We start from the raw sequence: 15714 nt of genomic DNA on the forward strand, positions 1-15714 counted from the left end.
AAAAATGATTCAGCAATGGATGAGCCTATTTATCCTGCTCTGCCTGTATCGGTCGCGTGCGAGAGAATGCAGCCGAAACGTCGATACATGCGCGCTCAGTTGATGCTCAGTTGATACTTGAAGGGCGACCTCGAGGAGACAGGCAGGCAAAAATGACGCAGACAAGGACAAGCCAATAATTTCAAGCTCCTGATCCGAAAAATTAGCCTGAAAAACTGGAAAGAAGAAATGCGAGAACAAACTGAAGGGGTCTGCTACGATCAACCACGGCGGCGGAGTTCCATATGGGCTTTGATCAATTCAATTGCCTGCCAGCGAAATTGATCGCCCTGCATATCCTTCACCCACATATGCAACAGGCCGATAAAGAATAGATGGGTATCCATGGCTAACTTAGCGGCATCGTGAGAAATATGAAGTTGCTCCTGCACTTTCGCACGCTCGTAAACCAGCCGCAATTTTTCAGCGATGCCGGAACAGTTACATAAAATTTGCTGCAAGACAGTAGCGAATTCATCCACATATTCACACTTGATCATCATGATTTCGTAAATCTGGCGCGTTTCGACGCTATCAATCAACACCTGGATGGTGCCGCACAAAAAATTTTCTATACAAGTCAGCGGATCTTCTGAACCTTCAATCAGGAGCGTATCATCCATGCGGTCAATCAGCGGCAGGAATACCTGCTCCCGCATAGCCTGAATCAAATCGATTTTATTGCTGAAGTGCCAGTAAATCGCGCCGCGCGTGACCCCCGCCTGCGTTGCGATGTGTTCCATCGTGCTGCGGCTGACACCGCGGGCCAGAAATACCTGGCGCGCCGCTTCAATAAGGCGCTGCCGGGTTAACTCCGCGTTTTCCTTTGTTTTTCGAGCCATTGTCCGTGAAATATTACTTTTTAATTCACTATTTACATTGAGCATCTTTGGTTTATAATTTACATACATACACGAATGTATGCAAGCGTTTCGTTTAAGCTTTTTCGTTTTCCTTTCATGAGCATGGAGTTAGAGATGTCGGCTGCCAGCCAATATAAGAATAAGCTTGGCGATTTGCTAGGGATTTTCTGTTCGAAAACAGGCATCGTGTTGATTATAAGTGCTGCTGCAAGTTTCGGATTGGCTGGCTGCGGCAAGAATGATCCGGCAGCTGATCAACCCCGGGCAGGAATGGCGCTTCCTGTCACCGTAATCGAAGTGCATCCTACCAGCGTCCCGATCAGTGCAGAAGCGGTTGCGCAAACCGAAGGCTCCAGGGAAGTCGAGATACGTCCGCGCGTAGGCGGCATCCTGCTGCAGCGCCTGTATGAGGAGGGGGCCGCGGTAAAAGCAGGCCAGCCGATGTTCCTGATTGATCCCATACCGTATCAAAACGCCCTGGCGGAGGCAAAAGCGCAACTTGCCGAACAAAAAGCCCGCATCATGCAGACCGAGCGAGAAGAAAACCGCTTGCGCGATCTGCTCGATACCCAGGCCATCAGCCAGCGGGAATACGACAATGCCGTATCTGAAAACGCCATTGCAAAAGCCGCGTTACAGACGGCCGAAGTTCGCGTACGCGACGCCGAGATTAATCTCTCCTATACCAAAGTGGTCGCACCGGTCGACGGCATATCGGGTCGCCGTCGATTTTCCGAAGGAGCACTGGTGGAGGCCCATAACAGCCTTTTGACCACCCTCGTTCAGCTAACACCCATATGGGTGCGCTTCAGCCTTTCCGACAGCGAACTCGCGCAGATCGGCGGCCCTCTGAATGAACACAGGGTGCGGCAGGTAGCGCTTATTCTGCCGGATGGCACGGAGTATGAAAAAAAGGGGGACCTGAATTTTGCCGCCAGTCAAATCGATCCGTCGCTCGGTACACAGCAATTGCGCGCCACTTTCGATAATAGTGATCAACGCCTGCTGCCAGGGCAGTTTGTACGGGCGCGCGTCATAACAGGCCAACGTGACGGCGTTTTTCTCGTGCCCCAGGTTGCGGTACAGACGTCCGATCTGGGCAAAAGCGTATATGTAATCAATGAAAAAAATGAAGCGACGATACGGCCGGTGGTGGCGGGTCGCTGGATCGGCAAAGACTGGGTAATTCTCGAAGGACTGAAGGCTGGTGATAAAGTCATTGTCGACAACATCATCAAGCTTCGTCCGGGTTCGCTTGTGTCACCTCATGCACCAGCCGAAACGTCCGAGGCGGCGCCAACAGAATCCCCCGCTCAGTCCAAACCCGACCAGCAGACCTAAGCGGGAATCTCATGACCAGATTCTTCATTACCCGTCCGATTTTCTCGTCGGTAATATCCATTATCATCGTTCTGGCCGGCTTGGCCGCCGCCATGCAACTACCCATCGCGCAGTATCCCCAGATTGCGCCACCCACCGTTTTGATTACCGCCACCTTTCCTGGCGCCAGCGCGGAAACCCTGACTAAAACCGTTGCAGCCCCAATTGAAGAGCAATTGAGCGGCGTCGATGACCTTTTGTATTTCAGCTCGAGCTCCGACTCGAGTGGCACACTCACCATCACCGCTACTTTTGAAGTCGGCACGGAGATTGACCAGGCGACTTTCAACGTAAGTAATCGTGTGAATATCGCCTTGCCGCGGCTGCCAGAGGAAGTCCGGCGGACCGGCTTGAGAATAGAGAAGCGTTCCAATGATATCCTGCTGGTTTTCATGCTGATCTCAAAGGAGAAAGGCAAGTACGATCCCCTGTTCCTGAGCAATTACGCGACGCTTAATGTGCTTGATGAGCTAAAACGCACCAAGGGCGTAGGTGATGCGATAGTTTTCGGAGCACAGGATTACTCGATGCGTATCTGGCTTCGCCCCGACCGCATGGCGCAACTGGGGGTGGCCACGACGGATATCGCCGCTGCGATACAGACGCAAAACGCGCAATATGCAGCAGGAAAAATAGGCCAGGAGCCGGTGCCCGATGATCAGCAACTGGTTTATACCGTTAACGCCAAGGGCCGGCTGCTGGAGCCCGAGCAATTCGGTAACATCATTCTGCGCGCCGACGGCCCTGAGGGCGTTCTCTACCTCAGGGATGTTGCCCGGATCGAACTTGGCTCACTGAGTTACGACGTGCGGACCGCGCTTAACGGCCAGCCTGGCGCAGGTATCCCCATCTTCCTGCAGCCTGGCGCGAATGCACTGGATACCGCAGACGCACTCATGGCCAAAATGGACGAATTGAAGCAGCGTTTCCCGGAAGGAATGGACTATGTCGTACCTTACGATACCAGCAAATTCGTTAAAGCGTCCATGTGGGAAGTGGTCAAGACACTTGGCGAGGCGATGGTGCTCGTCGTGCTCGTCGTATATCTTTTTCTGCAAAGCTGGCGTGCCACGCTGATTCCCATTATTGCCGTACCCATCTCCCTGATTGGTACCTTTGCCGGGTTGTGGGTGTTCGGTTTTTCCATCAATACGCTCACACTGTTCGCCATGGTGCTGTCTATCGGGATTGTGGTGGATGACGCAATTGTGGTCCTGGAAAACATCGAGCGTTTGATGGATGAGGAAAAATTATCCCCGCTCAAAGCCGCTATCCGGTCCATGGAGCAGGTCGCGCGCGCCGTCGTTGCCATTGTATTGGTGCTATGTGCAGTGTTCGTGCCCGTAGCCTTCATGGGAGGGATTGCCGGAGAACTGTACCGGCAATTTGCGGTAACGGTAGCCGTAGCCGTCACGATCTCGGGCATCGTGGCGCTAACCCTGACGCCGGCGTTATGCGCCATCCTGCTGAAACACACGCATGGCGAATCTGCCTTCTTCCGCGCATTCAACGGTGGATTCAGGCGCCTGACCAACTTCTATATCTCAATGGTCGACGCTACCCTGCGCCACAAAATAATCGGTATCTTCGTATTCGCAGGTATCATCGCCGTGGCAATCTATCTGATCAAGACTGTTCCAGACAGCTTTGTGCCGCCGGAAGATCAGGGGTATGTAGTGACTGCTACGATTCTGCCCGATGGCGCCACATTGGCTCGAACAACGAAAACCACTGAAGCAGTACGGGCGGCCATTGCGGAAGATCCGGCAGTAGCCCATCAGTTTGTAGTTAATGGTTATGATCTGATTGGAGGTGGTAACAAGACCAGCGCGGCAACGATGTTTGTTGCTTTCAAGGACTGGTCGGAACGTACCGCCACCGCGGAAGATATTGTCAACAAATTAATGGGTATCGGCATGCAACAGTCCGACGGCATAGCCATAGCGTTCAATCCCCCTGCCATTCGCGGTCTCGGCACTGCCGGAGGATTCGAGGTTTACGTGCAAACCCGTGCGGGCGCAGACCCTTTGCAGCTATCAGGGGTAGTGAATAATTTTATTGACGCCCTCAATCAGGAACCACGTCTCGCCGGTATCAACACGTTCTTCCGCCCGACAGTGCCGCAGTTCCTCATTGAAGTGGATGAGGCAAAGGCAATTTCGCAGGAGGTACGGATTGCCGATATATATGCGACCTTGCAAAGCACTATGGGATCACTCTATATCAATGACTTTAACAAATCCGGCCGCACCTATCGGGTGCAATTGCAAGCGGAACCCCAATATCGCATGCAACCGGAAGATCTCGGCAGAGTGTACGTGCGTTCACAATCCGGTGCGATGGTGCCGCTATCGGCACTCAGCAAGATCAGCACTATTGTGGGGGCTGAGCAGCTGGAGCGCTACAATGGCCTCCTTTCCGCAAAAATTCTGGGAGGGGGCGCACCGGGCGTGAGCTCAGGCGACGCCATCAAGCTTGTAGAAGAGATTGCGGCAAAGAATTTGCCCCATAATTACCAGATTGCCTGGACGGGACAGGCCTTTCAGGAAAAAAGCACGGGTTCAGCGGCGATTTTTGCGTTCAGCTTCGCCATCATTATGGTGTTTCTCATTCTGGCGGCCCAATTTGAAACCTGGGCGCTGCCGCTCGCTGTCATCATGGCTGTGCCCTTTGCGCTGGTCGGTGCGCTGCTTGCCATTTTAATACGTGGAATGCCCAACGATATTTATTTCCAGGTGGGCTTGATCACGCTGATAGGTCTGGCGGCCAAGAATGCGATTCTGATCGTGGAATTCGCCAGCCAGAAAATGAGGGAAGGGATGCCGGTCAGGCAAGCTGCAATCGAGGCAGCGCGCCTACGTTTTCGTCCTATTGTCATGACATCGATGGCTTTTGTGCTTGGTATCGTGCCGCTAGTAATTGCGACCGGGGCAGGAGCAGCCGCACGGCAATCGATGGGTACCGGCGTTTTTGGCGGCATGCTGCTTGCCACTTTTGTCGCCACTATTTTTATTCCCCTGTTTTTTACATGGCTTAGCCGCAAGCGCGCACATAAACCGTCCGAGAATATGCAAGAGGAAGCGACATGATGGCCTCGCCTTTATGGAAGAGAGATTGTAGCTCGTGGGTATCGGCTTTACTGCTTTTTTCGACCCTGTTGCTGGCGTCCTGCGCCATGGGACCCGATTATTCGCGGCCCCATATCGACACCTCCGATAGCTTCCGGATGGCGGAAACGGAAGGGCAGTCCATTGCCAATCTTCCATGGTGGGAACTCCTGCACGACGACGAACTTCAGCGGCTTATCCGGCAGGCTTTGGCGGAAAACAAGGATCTCAAGCAGGCTGTGGCAAGTGTCGAGGAACTGCAGGCTCGCCTGGGCATTGCGGGTATGGACTTCTTTCCCAAATTGGACGCAAATATCAATGCGCCGGCATTCGGGACCATTGGCGGGTTCCTTATCCGCGGATTTCCGACGCCTTACAGCTATTTTGGTCAGGGCACGCTGAATTGGGAACTGGATATCTGGGGCAGGATTCGCCGCTCCAATGAGGCTGCTCGTGCCGATCTGATGGCGCGTGAGGAGAATCGCCGGGCTATAGTGCTGACATTGGTGAGCTCGGTGGCGCAGTCCTATTTCGATCTGCTGCAATTTGACATGCAACTGGATATTGCCCGGCATGCCCTTTCCTCCTGGGAAGAATCGGTCGCCATTGCCCGGGCGCAACTGCGAGGCGGATTGATTTCCAGACTCGATCTGGATCAGTTTGATGCAGAAAGAGCTAACGCGGCGACCAGAGTAGCGGAACTCGAACGGCAGATGGTGCAAAAGGAAAATGAGCTGAGCGTACTGCTGGGGAAAAACCCGGTGCCGATCGTACGAGGCAATTCATTGACGGAACAGCTGATGCCACCCGCAGTGCCTGCTGGCCTTCCTTCCGAACTTTTGCAGCGCCGCCCCGACATTTTGCAGGCGGAACAAACGCTGGCGGCGGCAACCGCCAGAATCGGAATGGCCAAAGCAGCGCGGTTTCCCAGGCTCACAATCACGGGTTTCCTGGGGGTCGCGAGCCCCGCGCTGTCCAAGCTGCTGCTCTCGGGCAGTGAGTTTGGCGTCGGGGGACTCGGATTGGCGGGTCCGTTGCTGAATGCGCAAAGCCTCGGGTTTGACCAGCGGGCCGCGGAAGCTCAGGCAAGGCAGGTACTGGCACAGTACGAGCAAACTGTCCTGGTAGCGTTCAAGGAGGTTGAAGATGCGCTTGTAGCTGTCCGCACCGTCGATGAGCAACGCAAGGCCCAACAGGATCAGGTTGCGGCGCTACGCTCGGCTCTGCATGTGGCCGATCTTCGTTACAAAGGGGGCATTACCAGCTATGTGGATGTGCTCCTTGCCAAACGCACTCTGTTCGATGCCGAGTTTGCGCTTACGGCAACACGTCGCCTGCATCTCGTGTCAGTCGTGCAGCTCTACAAGGCCTTGGGCGGCGGGTGGTCGCCGGCATGATCGCTGCTCACATTCATCTAACTGTCTGAACGCGGAATTTACGACGTACCCTGATTGCCGTATTCGCTATGCCGGATACTCCTTCCTTTTTATGGAATAGCCCAAGAGCCAAGCATATGAACCCGACTGCCCAATGGTTAATAACGTTAGCCATTCGAAATGGAACCGCCATTACTCGCATGAGTGCCGGGCTATCCCTGATTCTGCTTGCTGGCTGTTCAGAGAAAGCACCTGCTCCTCCTCCACCTGTCCCTCAGGTGGAAGTCATTACTGTGACTGCTCAAACGGTCCCGGACGAACCGGAGTTTATCGGGCAGACGGAGGCCTTTCGCCCTGTGGAGATTCGCCCGCAGGTTACCGGAATTATCAAGGAAGTCTATTTTACGGAAGGCCGGAACGTCAAAAAAAACGACCGGTTGTACCTCATCGACCCTGTGCCATTCAAAGCCGTCTATCTCAGCGGTAAAGCGAGAGTGGCCCAGGCTCAGGCCCGGCTTGTCCAGGCAGAGCAGGAACTCGCTCGTGTGAAGCCACTTCTTGAGGAACAAGCCGTCAGCCAGAAAAACGTTGATGACGCCGTCGCTGAAATGCTGGGAGCCAAAGCCACGCTTGAAGCTGCCCAAAGCGAACTGATCAAGGCGAAATTTGATCTGGACAACACCCTGATCACCGCTCCAGTGAATGGCCGGATCGGTCGCAGCCATTTCTACGAGGGGCGCCTGGTCTCGGCTCAGACAACCCTCTTGACCACCATCGATCAACTGGATCCCATGTATGTAAACGTGAATGTTCCCGAAAGCTACCTCCTCCGGCGGCGCCGGGAACTCGCCGAGCATAGAGTGCAGAGGCCGGATATTTTTCAACTACATGGGGTGATGACCTTCTCCGATGGGACTGTATATCCAGAGGAAGGGATACTGGATTTTGCCGATGTCACCTTGCGGTCCGAGACAGGCATGTTACAGGCAAGGTTTACCTTTCCCAATCCGGAAGGGGGCTTTTCTCCCGGGAAATCCTATTTTTATCCGGGACAGTTCGTCAAGGTTCGTCTAAAGGGCTACATCCGGACTGACGCTATCCTCATCCCTCAACGGGCCGTTCAACAGGGACCCAAGGGATCATTTGTCTATGTGATCGACAAGGAGGACAAAGCGGAGCTTCGCCCGATTCGGGCCAGCACATGGCATGAGAAGGAGTGGTTGATCGAAGATGGCCTTCGTCCAGGAGAACGGGTAGTCGTGGAAGGCTTTCACCGAATTCAGCCAGGCGTTCAAGTGAATGCTATTCCATATCAGAATGGGGATGCTACTGCCCCGGATAGTCCTGCGGGGGAAAAAATCACGCAGAAGGCGCCATGAATTCCCATTTTTTTATCGATCGTCCAATTTTCGCATCAGTCCTGTCGATCGTTATTGTGGTGGTCGGTCTGGTCTCTTTAAAGAACCTGCCGATCGCGCAATTTCCGCAAATCACGCCACCAATGGTGCAGATTGAAGCGGACTATCCCGGCGCCAGCGCAGAAGTTGTCGCGGAAGCCGTCGCACGTCCGATAGAGGTTCAGCTTCCCGGTATCGATAACCTTCTTTACTACGACTCCACGAGCACAAACGATGGGCACATGACGATGAGGCTCACATTTGAAATCGGCACCGATGTGGATATCGCGCAGGTCCAGGCACAGAACCGGCAACGTCTTGCCGAACCTCAATTGCCTGACGAAGTTATTCGCCAGGGTATAACTGTGAAAAAAATGTCGCCGGATATGCTGTCGGTCATTGCGCTGAGCTCTACCGATCCCCGGCATGATACCGTTTTTCTCTCCAACTACGCCCTGCTCCGAATTCTTGATAGCGTCAAGCGTCTTCCTGGTGTTGGAGACGCCATCATCTTTGGCGCTCAGAACTACTCCATGCGGCTGATCCTCGATCCTGTCCGTATGGCACAGCTCGACCTTACGCCGACGGAAATTGCGGCCGTGGTTCGCGAGCAGAATAGGGATTTTCCAGCCGGCAGGGTAGGCCGCGAACCCACGCCTCACGGTACGGAACTCACTATTCCAGTAATTACACGCGGCCGGATGAGCGAGGTCCACGAATTTGAGGACATGATCGTTCGAGCTTATCCGGATGGGTCCATGGTGCGCATGCGGGATGTCGCGCGGGTGGAATTGGGCGCCCAATCCTACGATCTTGAAGGACGATGGAATGGAAAGCCCAATACGTTTCTATTGACCTTTCTTTCGCCCGGAGCCAACGCGCTCGATACGGTCCAACGGGTCCGCCAGGAAATGGACAAACTGGCCAAAAGTTTTCCAACCGGCGTTTCCTACGATATCCCCTACGACACCACCACTTTTATTGATGTCTCCATCAAGGAGGTCATAAAGACGCTTGTTGAAGCAACACTCCTGGTCATTCTGGTCGTCTTTGTTTTTCTGCAGAGTTGGCGCGCGACGCTTATTCCGGCAGTCGCTGTTCCCATTTCGCTCATTGGAACCCTGGCGGGCATGGAAGCGCTGGGATTTTCAATCAACACACTAACGCTGTTCGGCATGGTCCTGGCCATCGGCATCGTAGTGGATGATGCGATTGTTGTCGTGGAGAATGTTGAGCGGCATATGACCAAGGGAGGGCTTTCGCCGAGGGACGCAGCTAAAAAGGCCATGGACGAAGTAGCCGGGCCGGTGATAGCGATCGTCCTTGTTCTGGCTGCTGTGTTTGTGCCGGTCGCATTCTTGGGTGGAATTACCGGCGAGCTGTATAAACAATTTGCGATTACCATTGCCCTGTCTGTCGCCATTTCAGGGTTCGTGGCACTCACCCTCAGCCCTGCTCTCTGCGCCCTGGTTCTCAAGCCAGGCCACGGCGAACCAATAGGGTTCTGGAAAATGTTCAACCGGTCGTTTGACTGGATGCAGGCCCGTTATGCCGGAGCTGTCGGAACCATTCTGAAACGATCGGCGATTGCTCTGGTCATCTTCGGAATGCTGATATTCGTCATCCTTGGTCTGTTCAAAACCATTCCGGGCAGTTTCCTTCCAGAAGAAGATCAGGGCTATTTTATTACCGTTGTCCAGCTGCCGGACGGCGCTTCCAAAGCGCGCACAATAGAGGTTCTGCGTAAAATAGAAAGTTACTTCAAATCAATTTCCGCAGTCCATTCGACTGATGCCCTGGCTGGGCAAAACTTCGTATTTGGCACCCGGGGCGCGAATCAGGCGACCATGTTCGTGCCGTTGCAACATTGGGATACGCGACAGAACACCGGTGAACAAGTTCAGGGGCTTATTGCGGCGGCCTTTCAGGAATTTGCCAAAATCCCCGAGGCCTTGATCCTGGCCTTCAATGCCCCTTCCATCAGGGGTCTGGGCTCCACGGGTGGTTTTTCCCTGCAATTGCAAGACCCCAGCGGTGGTGATTTCGCGGAGTTCGCCGCTGCGGCTGAGGAATTCGTAACCAAGGCTATGGAACACCCCGCAATCGCGGCTGCCGGTACCAATTTCCGTGTGAGCGCCCCCCGTCTATATGCGACGGTGGACCGCGAGCGCGCCAAAGCGCTGGGTGTGCCAATTTCTGAAGTCTTTGACACCATGCAGGCTTATTTCGGGAATCTGTATGTGAACGATTTTGTAAAATTCGGACGTATCTATCGCGTTCAAACAGAGGCCTTGCCGGAATACCGATCCAGTCCGAGCGATATCAGCAAGATATATGTGCGGGCTCGGAGCGGCACAGAACATACCATGATTCCACTGGATTCGGTCGTCACCACGGAATTTACCAGCGGACCCGACCCCGTCACGCATTTCAACGGATTCAATACTGCGCTCGTGCTGGGGGGCGCCGCACCAGGGTATAGCTCAGGACAAGCGCTTGAAGCGCTGGAGCAGATAGCCAATGAGGTCCTGACTCCTCGGGGTTATGAGATCGATTGGAGCGGAATATCGTTTCAGGAAAGCAAGGCTGGAGGCCAGTCCGTTCTAGTATTTGCCTTTGCCATACTCATGGTCTTTCTGGTGCTGGCCGCCCTTTACGAAAGCTGGTCCATTCCGTTCGCTGTCATTCTCGCGATACCCTTCGGGATTTTAGGCGCATTGCTGGCGATCTGGACGCGGGGGCTGAGCAATGATATCTACTTTCAAATCGGGCTGGTGACGCTGATCGGACTGGCCGCCAAAAATGCGATCCTGATCGTCGAGTTTGCCAATCAACGATACGCCGCGGGTGAGCCCTTAACCGACGCTGCGCTCGAAGCGGCGCGTCTTCGATTCCGGCCCATCATCATGACCTCCATGGCCTTTATCCTCGGCGTATTTCCCCTTGTGGTGGCTTCCGGAGCGGGTGCGGCCAGCCGGAATTCCATCGGGACCGGAGTGTTCGGGGGAATGCTCGCGGCCACATTTCTAGCTATCTTCTTTGTACCGCTTTTTTTTGTTGTGATCGGAAAGATCGGACGACGGTTCAAAGAAAAGAAGAGTTCAGTGGCTGAAACTCGGCAGATTATGGAAAGCGAGCCGTCTTCAACCACAGAAGAATAATCGAAAGCAGTATCCGTAAATTACTGTTATTCCCAAGCCCTTCCTTCAATTGCCGGCTGAACCGCGGTTCGACCACCACGGGCATCCGCGCGGATAGCTGTCCTTCATCGCTGAGAGTTCAGGTGGGAAATAATCTTCGATGTATGATAGAGGCGTTATGTGCCATGTGTTCGAAGAACATGGGGAAGGGGAAAATTTAAAAATTATACTTCTTCGATCTTTCGCTCCTTTATTCCTGGCATCAGTCCGGGAGCCTCTTTCAGCAGGAACTCCCTGAACGCCTGTGCCACGCTGGAAAGACGCTTGTTTTTCCGATGCACGATGTGCCAATGGCGTATGATCGGAAAATCCTGCACGTCGAGAATCTTGAGCCGCTTGGTCTCCAGCTCCAGCTCAGCGGTGTGCAGTGACATGATCCCGAGCCCCATTCCCGCCTGCACTGCTTGTTTGATGGCTTCATTGGTATCGGTTTCCATGCCCTTGTTAATGTGGATATGATGCGCGGAAAAAAAACGTTCCATTGCACTGCGAGTGCCCGAACCGGGTTCACGTACCAGAAAGGTTTCCTGTTCCAGTCTTTTCACGGGGATCCGGCGAGCCGAGCATAATGGGTGATCTGGCGGAGCAATCACCACCAGCGGGTTTTCCATGAATGATTCAGTGGCGATATCCAGGCCATCCGGTGGCTGGCCCATGATGGCAAGGTCTGTCACGTTATCGGCCAGATGCTTTAGCACGGTTTCCCGGTTGGATACATTAAGGCTTACGGTAACTCCGCTATAGCGCTGGCAAAACTTGGCTAATAAATGTGGGGCGAAATAGTTGGCGGTACTGACCACCGAGATATTGAGTTTGCCTCGTTCCAGACCTTTCAACTCGTCAAGCGCCAGTTCCATATCTGCCAATTGCTGGGAGATTGCCCGGCTATAATGGTAAAGTTCATGCCCGGCATCGGTCAGATAGATTTTCTTGCCTATTTGTTCGAAGAGGGGCAAATCAATGTTGTCTTCTAATTGCTTGATTTGCATCGACACCGCGGGCTGGGTCAGATAGAGTTCTTCCGCAGCGCGCGAGAAACTCAGGTTGCGAGCAACTGATTCGAAAACTTTTAGCTGTCTCAGGGTGACATGCAGCATGGCCGTTCCTGCCCGGATTCGATTCCGGATTTCCACTTTTGAGTCATCTATAAGCAAAATACTATCATAACAATCAAAACACGTGACTGTTATTTATGGTAATTCTCGCTACAATCTTTTGCGTAGTACCTTTATCTACCCCTATGAGGAGAACTGTCATGAGTCAAGAAATCAAAGGCAAGGAACGCTATAAATCCGGCGTAATTCCGTACAAGAAAATGGGCTACTGGGATTCCGATTATGTGCCCAAGGATACCGATGTCATCGCCTTGTTCCGCATCACACCCCAGCCAGGGGTAGATCATGAGGAGGCCGCCGCCGCTGTCGCAGGCGAATCTTCCACCGCAACCTGGACCGTGGTATGGACAGACCGGCTGACTGCCTGCGAACTTTATCGCGCCAAGGCCTATCGTTCTGAACTGGTGCCCAATACCGGGCCCGGCACCAAGACCGAAGCCCAGTATTTCGCCTACATTGCCTATGATCTGGATCTGTTCGAAGCGGGTTCCATCGCCAACCTGACCGCCTCAATCATTGGCAATGTATTCGGTTTCAAAGCCGTTAAAGCGCTGCGTCTGGAAGACATGCGCATCCCGGTAGCTTACCTAAAAACTTTCCAGGGTCCCGCAACCGGCGTCGTTGTGGAGCGTGAGCGCCTCGACAAATTCGGCAGACCGCTGCTGGGCGCGACGACGAAACCGAAATTGGGTCTCTCCGGCCGCAACTATGGCCGCGTGGTATATGAAGGACTCAAGGGCGGTCTCGACTTCATGAAAGACGACGAGAACATCAATTCGCAACCCTTCATGCACTGGCGCGACCGGTTCCTGTACTGTATGGAGGCAGTTAACAAGGCTTCCGCCGCTACCGGCGAAGTCAAGGGTCACTATCTGAATGTAACCGCGGGCACCATGGAAGACATGTACGAGCGGGCGGAATTCGCCAAGTCGCTTGGCTCCGTCATCATCATGATTGACTTGGTGATCGGCTACACCGCAATTCAGTCGATGGCAAAATGGGCGCGCAAGAACGACATGATTCTGCACTTGCACCGCGCTGGCAACTCGACCTACTCCCGCCAGAAAAACCATGGAATGAACTTCCGCGTGATCTGCAAATGGATGCGGATGGCAGGCGTGGATCACATTCACGCGGGCACGGTCGTAGGCAAACTGGAAGGCGATCCGCTTATGATCAAGGGCTTCTACGATACTCTGCGCGAACCGCACACTCCGGTAAGTCTCGAAACCGGCCTGTTCTTTGATCAGGACTGGGCTTCGCTGAACAAGGTTATGCCGGTTGCTTCGGGCGGCATTCATGCCGGCCAGATGCACCAATTGCTGGATTATCTCGGCGAAGACGTGATATTGCAATTTGGCGGCGGCACCATCGGCCACCCGATGGGCATACAAGCCGGCGCGGTTGCCAATCGTGTCGCGCTGGAAGCGATGGTAATGGCACGTAATGAAGGCCGCGACTACGTGAAAGAAGGCCCCCAGATTCTGGAGGATGCCGCCAAGTGGTGCACACCGCTCAAACAGGCGCTGGAAACATGGAAGGATATAACCTTCAATTACGAATCCACTGACACTGCTGATTTCGTGCCATCGACCACGGCCAGCGTCTAACACACACCAAGGAGAAAATAATTATGATGACCAATATAGGAAACCGCCTCACGCAGGGGCAGTTCTCTTTTCTGCCTCCGCTGACGGATAAGCAAATCTCGGCGCAAATCAAGTATGCGTTGAAGAATGGCTGGGCGATAGGTATCGAATACACTGACGATCCGCATCCACGCAATACTTATTGGGAAATGTTCGGCAATCCGATGTTCGATCTGAAAGATCCTGCCGGCATCCTGGCGGAGATCAATGACTGCCGCAAAACGTACCCGAGCCATTATATCCGGGTAACCGCGTTTAACTCGACGCGCGGCGTGGAAAGTCCGACGATGTCTTATATCGTCAATCGTCCGAAGACAGAACCGGGCTTTGGATTGGTACGCCAGGAAGTGGAAGGCCGTAGCATTCGTTACACCATTCATTCCTACGCAACGGACAAACCCGAAGCCGAAAGGTATTAATCGGGCCTTCCCCATCCCTTCTAGGGACGGGGAGCGATCCGGGGCGCAGGTGAACGATGATTGAATGCTGCTTGCATTCACCTGCGCCCCATCCTGAACTTGCGGGACAACCCTCGTGTCCTGTTAAATCAAAATAAAGTAATGCATGTTTAATACAATGTGCTTAATTGTGTGGATCAAACGTGAAAAAACATCCAAACGAACCTGTCCCATCCGATAGCAGTTCAATTGATCTGGACGCGGAATTTCGCGCTTCCAATATCAAGGAAGTACTGGATAAGCTTGATCTTGAATTGATCGGCTTGAAACCTGTAAAAACTCGCATTCGCGAGACCGCAGCGCTATTGCTGGTCGACCGCGTGCGCAAGAAACTGGATCTGACCGCCGGAGCGCCAAGCCTGCACATGAGTTTTACCGGCAACCCGGGCACCGGAAAGACCACAGTGGCGCTACGCATGTCCGAGATCCTGCACCGCCTGGGTTACGTGCGTGAAGGACATCTTGTTTCCGTTACGCGCGACGATCTGGTGGGTCAATATATCGGCCATACTGCACCAAAGACCAAGGAGGTGCTGAAGAAAGCGATGGGTGGAGTGCTTTTCATCGATGAGGCCTATTACCTCTACAAGCCCGAGAACGAGCGCGATTATGGCGCGGAATCGATAGAAATCTTGTTGCAGACAATGGAAAACAATCGGGAAGATCTGGTTGTAATTCTTGCAGGCTACAAAGACCGTATGGAAAAGTTCTTCCGCAGTAATCCTGGCATGCGTTCACGTATCGCCCATCATATCGACTTTCCCGACTACAGTGCCGATGAATTGGTTGCTATAGCCAAACTCATGCTGGCTGCCCAGAATTACCGCTTCAGCCCTGAGGGTGAAAAAGCTTTTGGCGAATATATCCGGCTAAGAATGAAAATGGAACATTTCGCCAATGCCCGGTCGGTCCGCAATGCCCTTGATCGGGCGCGGTTGCGGCAGGCCAATCGGTTGTTCGAGGGAGCAAAAAAGAACCTCTCGCGAACCGACCTGATGACCATCGAAGCCGAAGACATCCGCGCGAGCCGCGTATTCAAAGAGGGCGCGGTTGATCTGGATGGCGACGAGGGCGCGAACCATGCATCAGCAGCCGGCTGATCGTGCAATTACTCAAAACCCCAGTTCATA

At 53.6% G+C, this 15714-nt stretch carries 10 protein-coding genes; 8 read left to right on the forward strand and 2 right to left on the reverse strand.

The genetic code is table 11. The annotated features are described in order from the left end of the window. Positions 1-260: 260 nt before the first annotated feature. Positions 261-881, reverse strand: a complete 621-nt coding sequence (locus BMX66_RS11475; RefSeq protein WP_090882442.1) for a TetR family transcriptional regulator — start codon at positions 879-881, stop codon at positions 261-263. A 135-nt stretch (positions 882-1016) separates the two neighbouring features. On the opposite strand from BMX66_RS11475, the gene BMX66_RS11480 reads away from it, so the two are divergent. From BMX66_RS11480 to BMX66_RS11500, 5 genes are all read left to right on the forward strand, one after another. After that, complete coding sequence (locus tag BMX66_RS11480) at positions 1017-2243, forward strand: efflux RND transporter periplasmic adaptor subunit (RefSeq protein WP_090882444.1); 1227 nt, start codon at positions 1017-1019, stop codon at positions 2241-2243. An 11-nt stretch (positions 2244-2254) separates the two neighbouring features. Continuing rightward, positions 2255-5371 carry an efflux RND transporter permease subunit gene (locus BMX66_RS11485; protein ID WP_090882294.1) on the forward strand — a complete coding sequence of 1039 codons (3117 nt, stop codon included), beginning with the start codon at positions 2255-2257 and terminating at the stop codon, positions 5369-5371. Further along, entirely contained in the window at positions 5368-6786 is a 1419-nt protein-coding gene (locus BMX66_RS11490) for an efflux transporter outer membrane subunit (RefSeq protein WP_255398927.1), read from the forward strand. The genes BMX66_RS11485 and BMX66_RS11490 overlap by 4 nt, the downstream gene beginning before the upstream one ends. Positions 6787-6902: 116 nt before the next feature. Next, positions 6903-8144: an efflux RND transporter periplasmic adaptor subunit gene (locus BMX66_RS11495; RefSeq protein ID WP_090882296.1), complete on the forward strand. Its 1242-nt coding sequence runs from the start codon at positions 6903-6905 to the stop codon at positions 8142-8144. Next, positions 8141-11323: a multidrug efflux RND transporter permease subunit gene (locus tag BMX66_RS11500; protein WP_090882298.1), complete on the forward strand. Its 3183-nt coding sequence runs from the start codon at positions 8141-8143 to the stop codon at positions 11321-11323. The genes BMX66_RS11495 and BMX66_RS11500 overlap by 4 nt, the downstream gene beginning before the upstream one ends. Positions 11324-11526: 203 nt before the next feature. Here the strand turns inward: BMX66_RS11500 and BMX66_RS11505 are convergent, their stop codons facing one another. Continuing rightward, positions 11527-12459, reverse strand: coding sequence for a LysR family transcriptional regulator (locus tag BMX66_RS11505; RefSeq protein WP_090882300.1), 933 nt, complete (start codon positions 12457-12459; stop codon positions 11527-11529). Positions 12460-12617: 158 nt separating this feature from the next. Here BMX66_RS11505 and BMX66_RS11510 point away from each other — a divergent pair, with 158 nt between their 5' ends. From BMX66_RS11510 to cbbX, 3 genes are all read left to right on the forward strand, one after another. After that, on the forward strand, positions 12618-14087 hold the full coding sequence (locus tag BMX66_RS11510; protein ID WP_177168781.1) for a ribulose-bisphosphate carboxylase large subunit: 1470 nt from the start codon (positions 12618-12620) through the stop codon (positions 14085-14087). Between the two features lie 23 nt (positions 14088-14110). After that, on the forward strand, positions 14111-14545 hold the full coding sequence (locus BMX66_RS11515; RefSeq protein ID WP_090882304.1) for a ribulose bisphosphate carboxylase small subunit: 435 nt from the start codon (positions 14111-14113) through the stop codon (positions 14543-14545). 182 nt (positions 14546-14727) lie between these two features. Further along, positions 14728-15684 carry a CbbX protein gene (cbbX, locus tag BMX66_RS11520; protein ID WP_177168782.1) on the forward strand — a complete coding sequence of 319 codons (957 nt, stop codon included), beginning with the start codon at positions 14728-14730 and terminating at the stop codon, positions 15682-15684. Positions 15685-15714 lie beyond the last annotated feature (30 nt).

The organism is Nitrosovibrio sp. Nv6 (assembly GCF_900110495.1).
Classification (GTDB): Bacteria; Pseudomonadota; Gammaproteobacteria; order Burkholderiales; family Nitrosomonadaceae; genus Nitrosospira.

Bases quoted from the DNA above. Each gene is read 5' to 3' on its own strand.
- BMX66_RS11505 (WP_090882300.1), bottom strand. From the start codon at position 12,459: ATGCTGCATGTCACCCTGAGACAGCTAAAAGTTTTCGAATCAGTTGCT.
- BMX66_RS11515 (WP_090882304.1), top strand. From the start codon at position 14,111: ATGATGACCAATATAGGAAACCGCCTCACGCAGGGGCAGTTCTCTTTT.
- BMX66_RS11485 (WP_090882294.1), top strand. From the start codon at position 2,255: ATGACCAGATTCTTCATTACCCGTCCGATTTTCTCGTCGGTAATATCC.
- BMX66_RS11500 (WP_090882298.1), top strand. From the start codon at position 8,141: ATGAATTCCCATTTTTTTATCGATCGTCCAATTTTCGCATCAGTCCTG.
- BMX66_RS11480 (WP_090882444.1), top strand. From the start codon at position 1,017: ATGTCGGCTGCCAGCCAATATAAGAATAAGCTTGGCGATTTGCTAGGG.
- BMX66_RS11490 (WP_255398927.1), top strand. From the start codon at position 5,368: ATGATGGCCTCGCCTTTATGGAAGAGAGATTGTAGCTCGTGGGTATCG.
- BMX66_RS11510 (WP_177168781.1), top strand. From the start codon at position 12,618: ATGAGTCAAGAAATCAAAGGCAAGGAACGCTATAAATCCGGCGTAATT.
- BMX66_RS11495 (WP_090882296.1), top strand. From the start codon at position 6,903: ATGAACCCGACTGCCCAATGGTTAATAACGTTAGCCATTCGAAATGGA.
- BMX66_RS11475 (WP_090882442.1), bottom strand. From the start codon at position 881: ATGGCTCGAAAAACAAAGGAAAACGCGGAGTTAACCCGGCAGCGCCTT.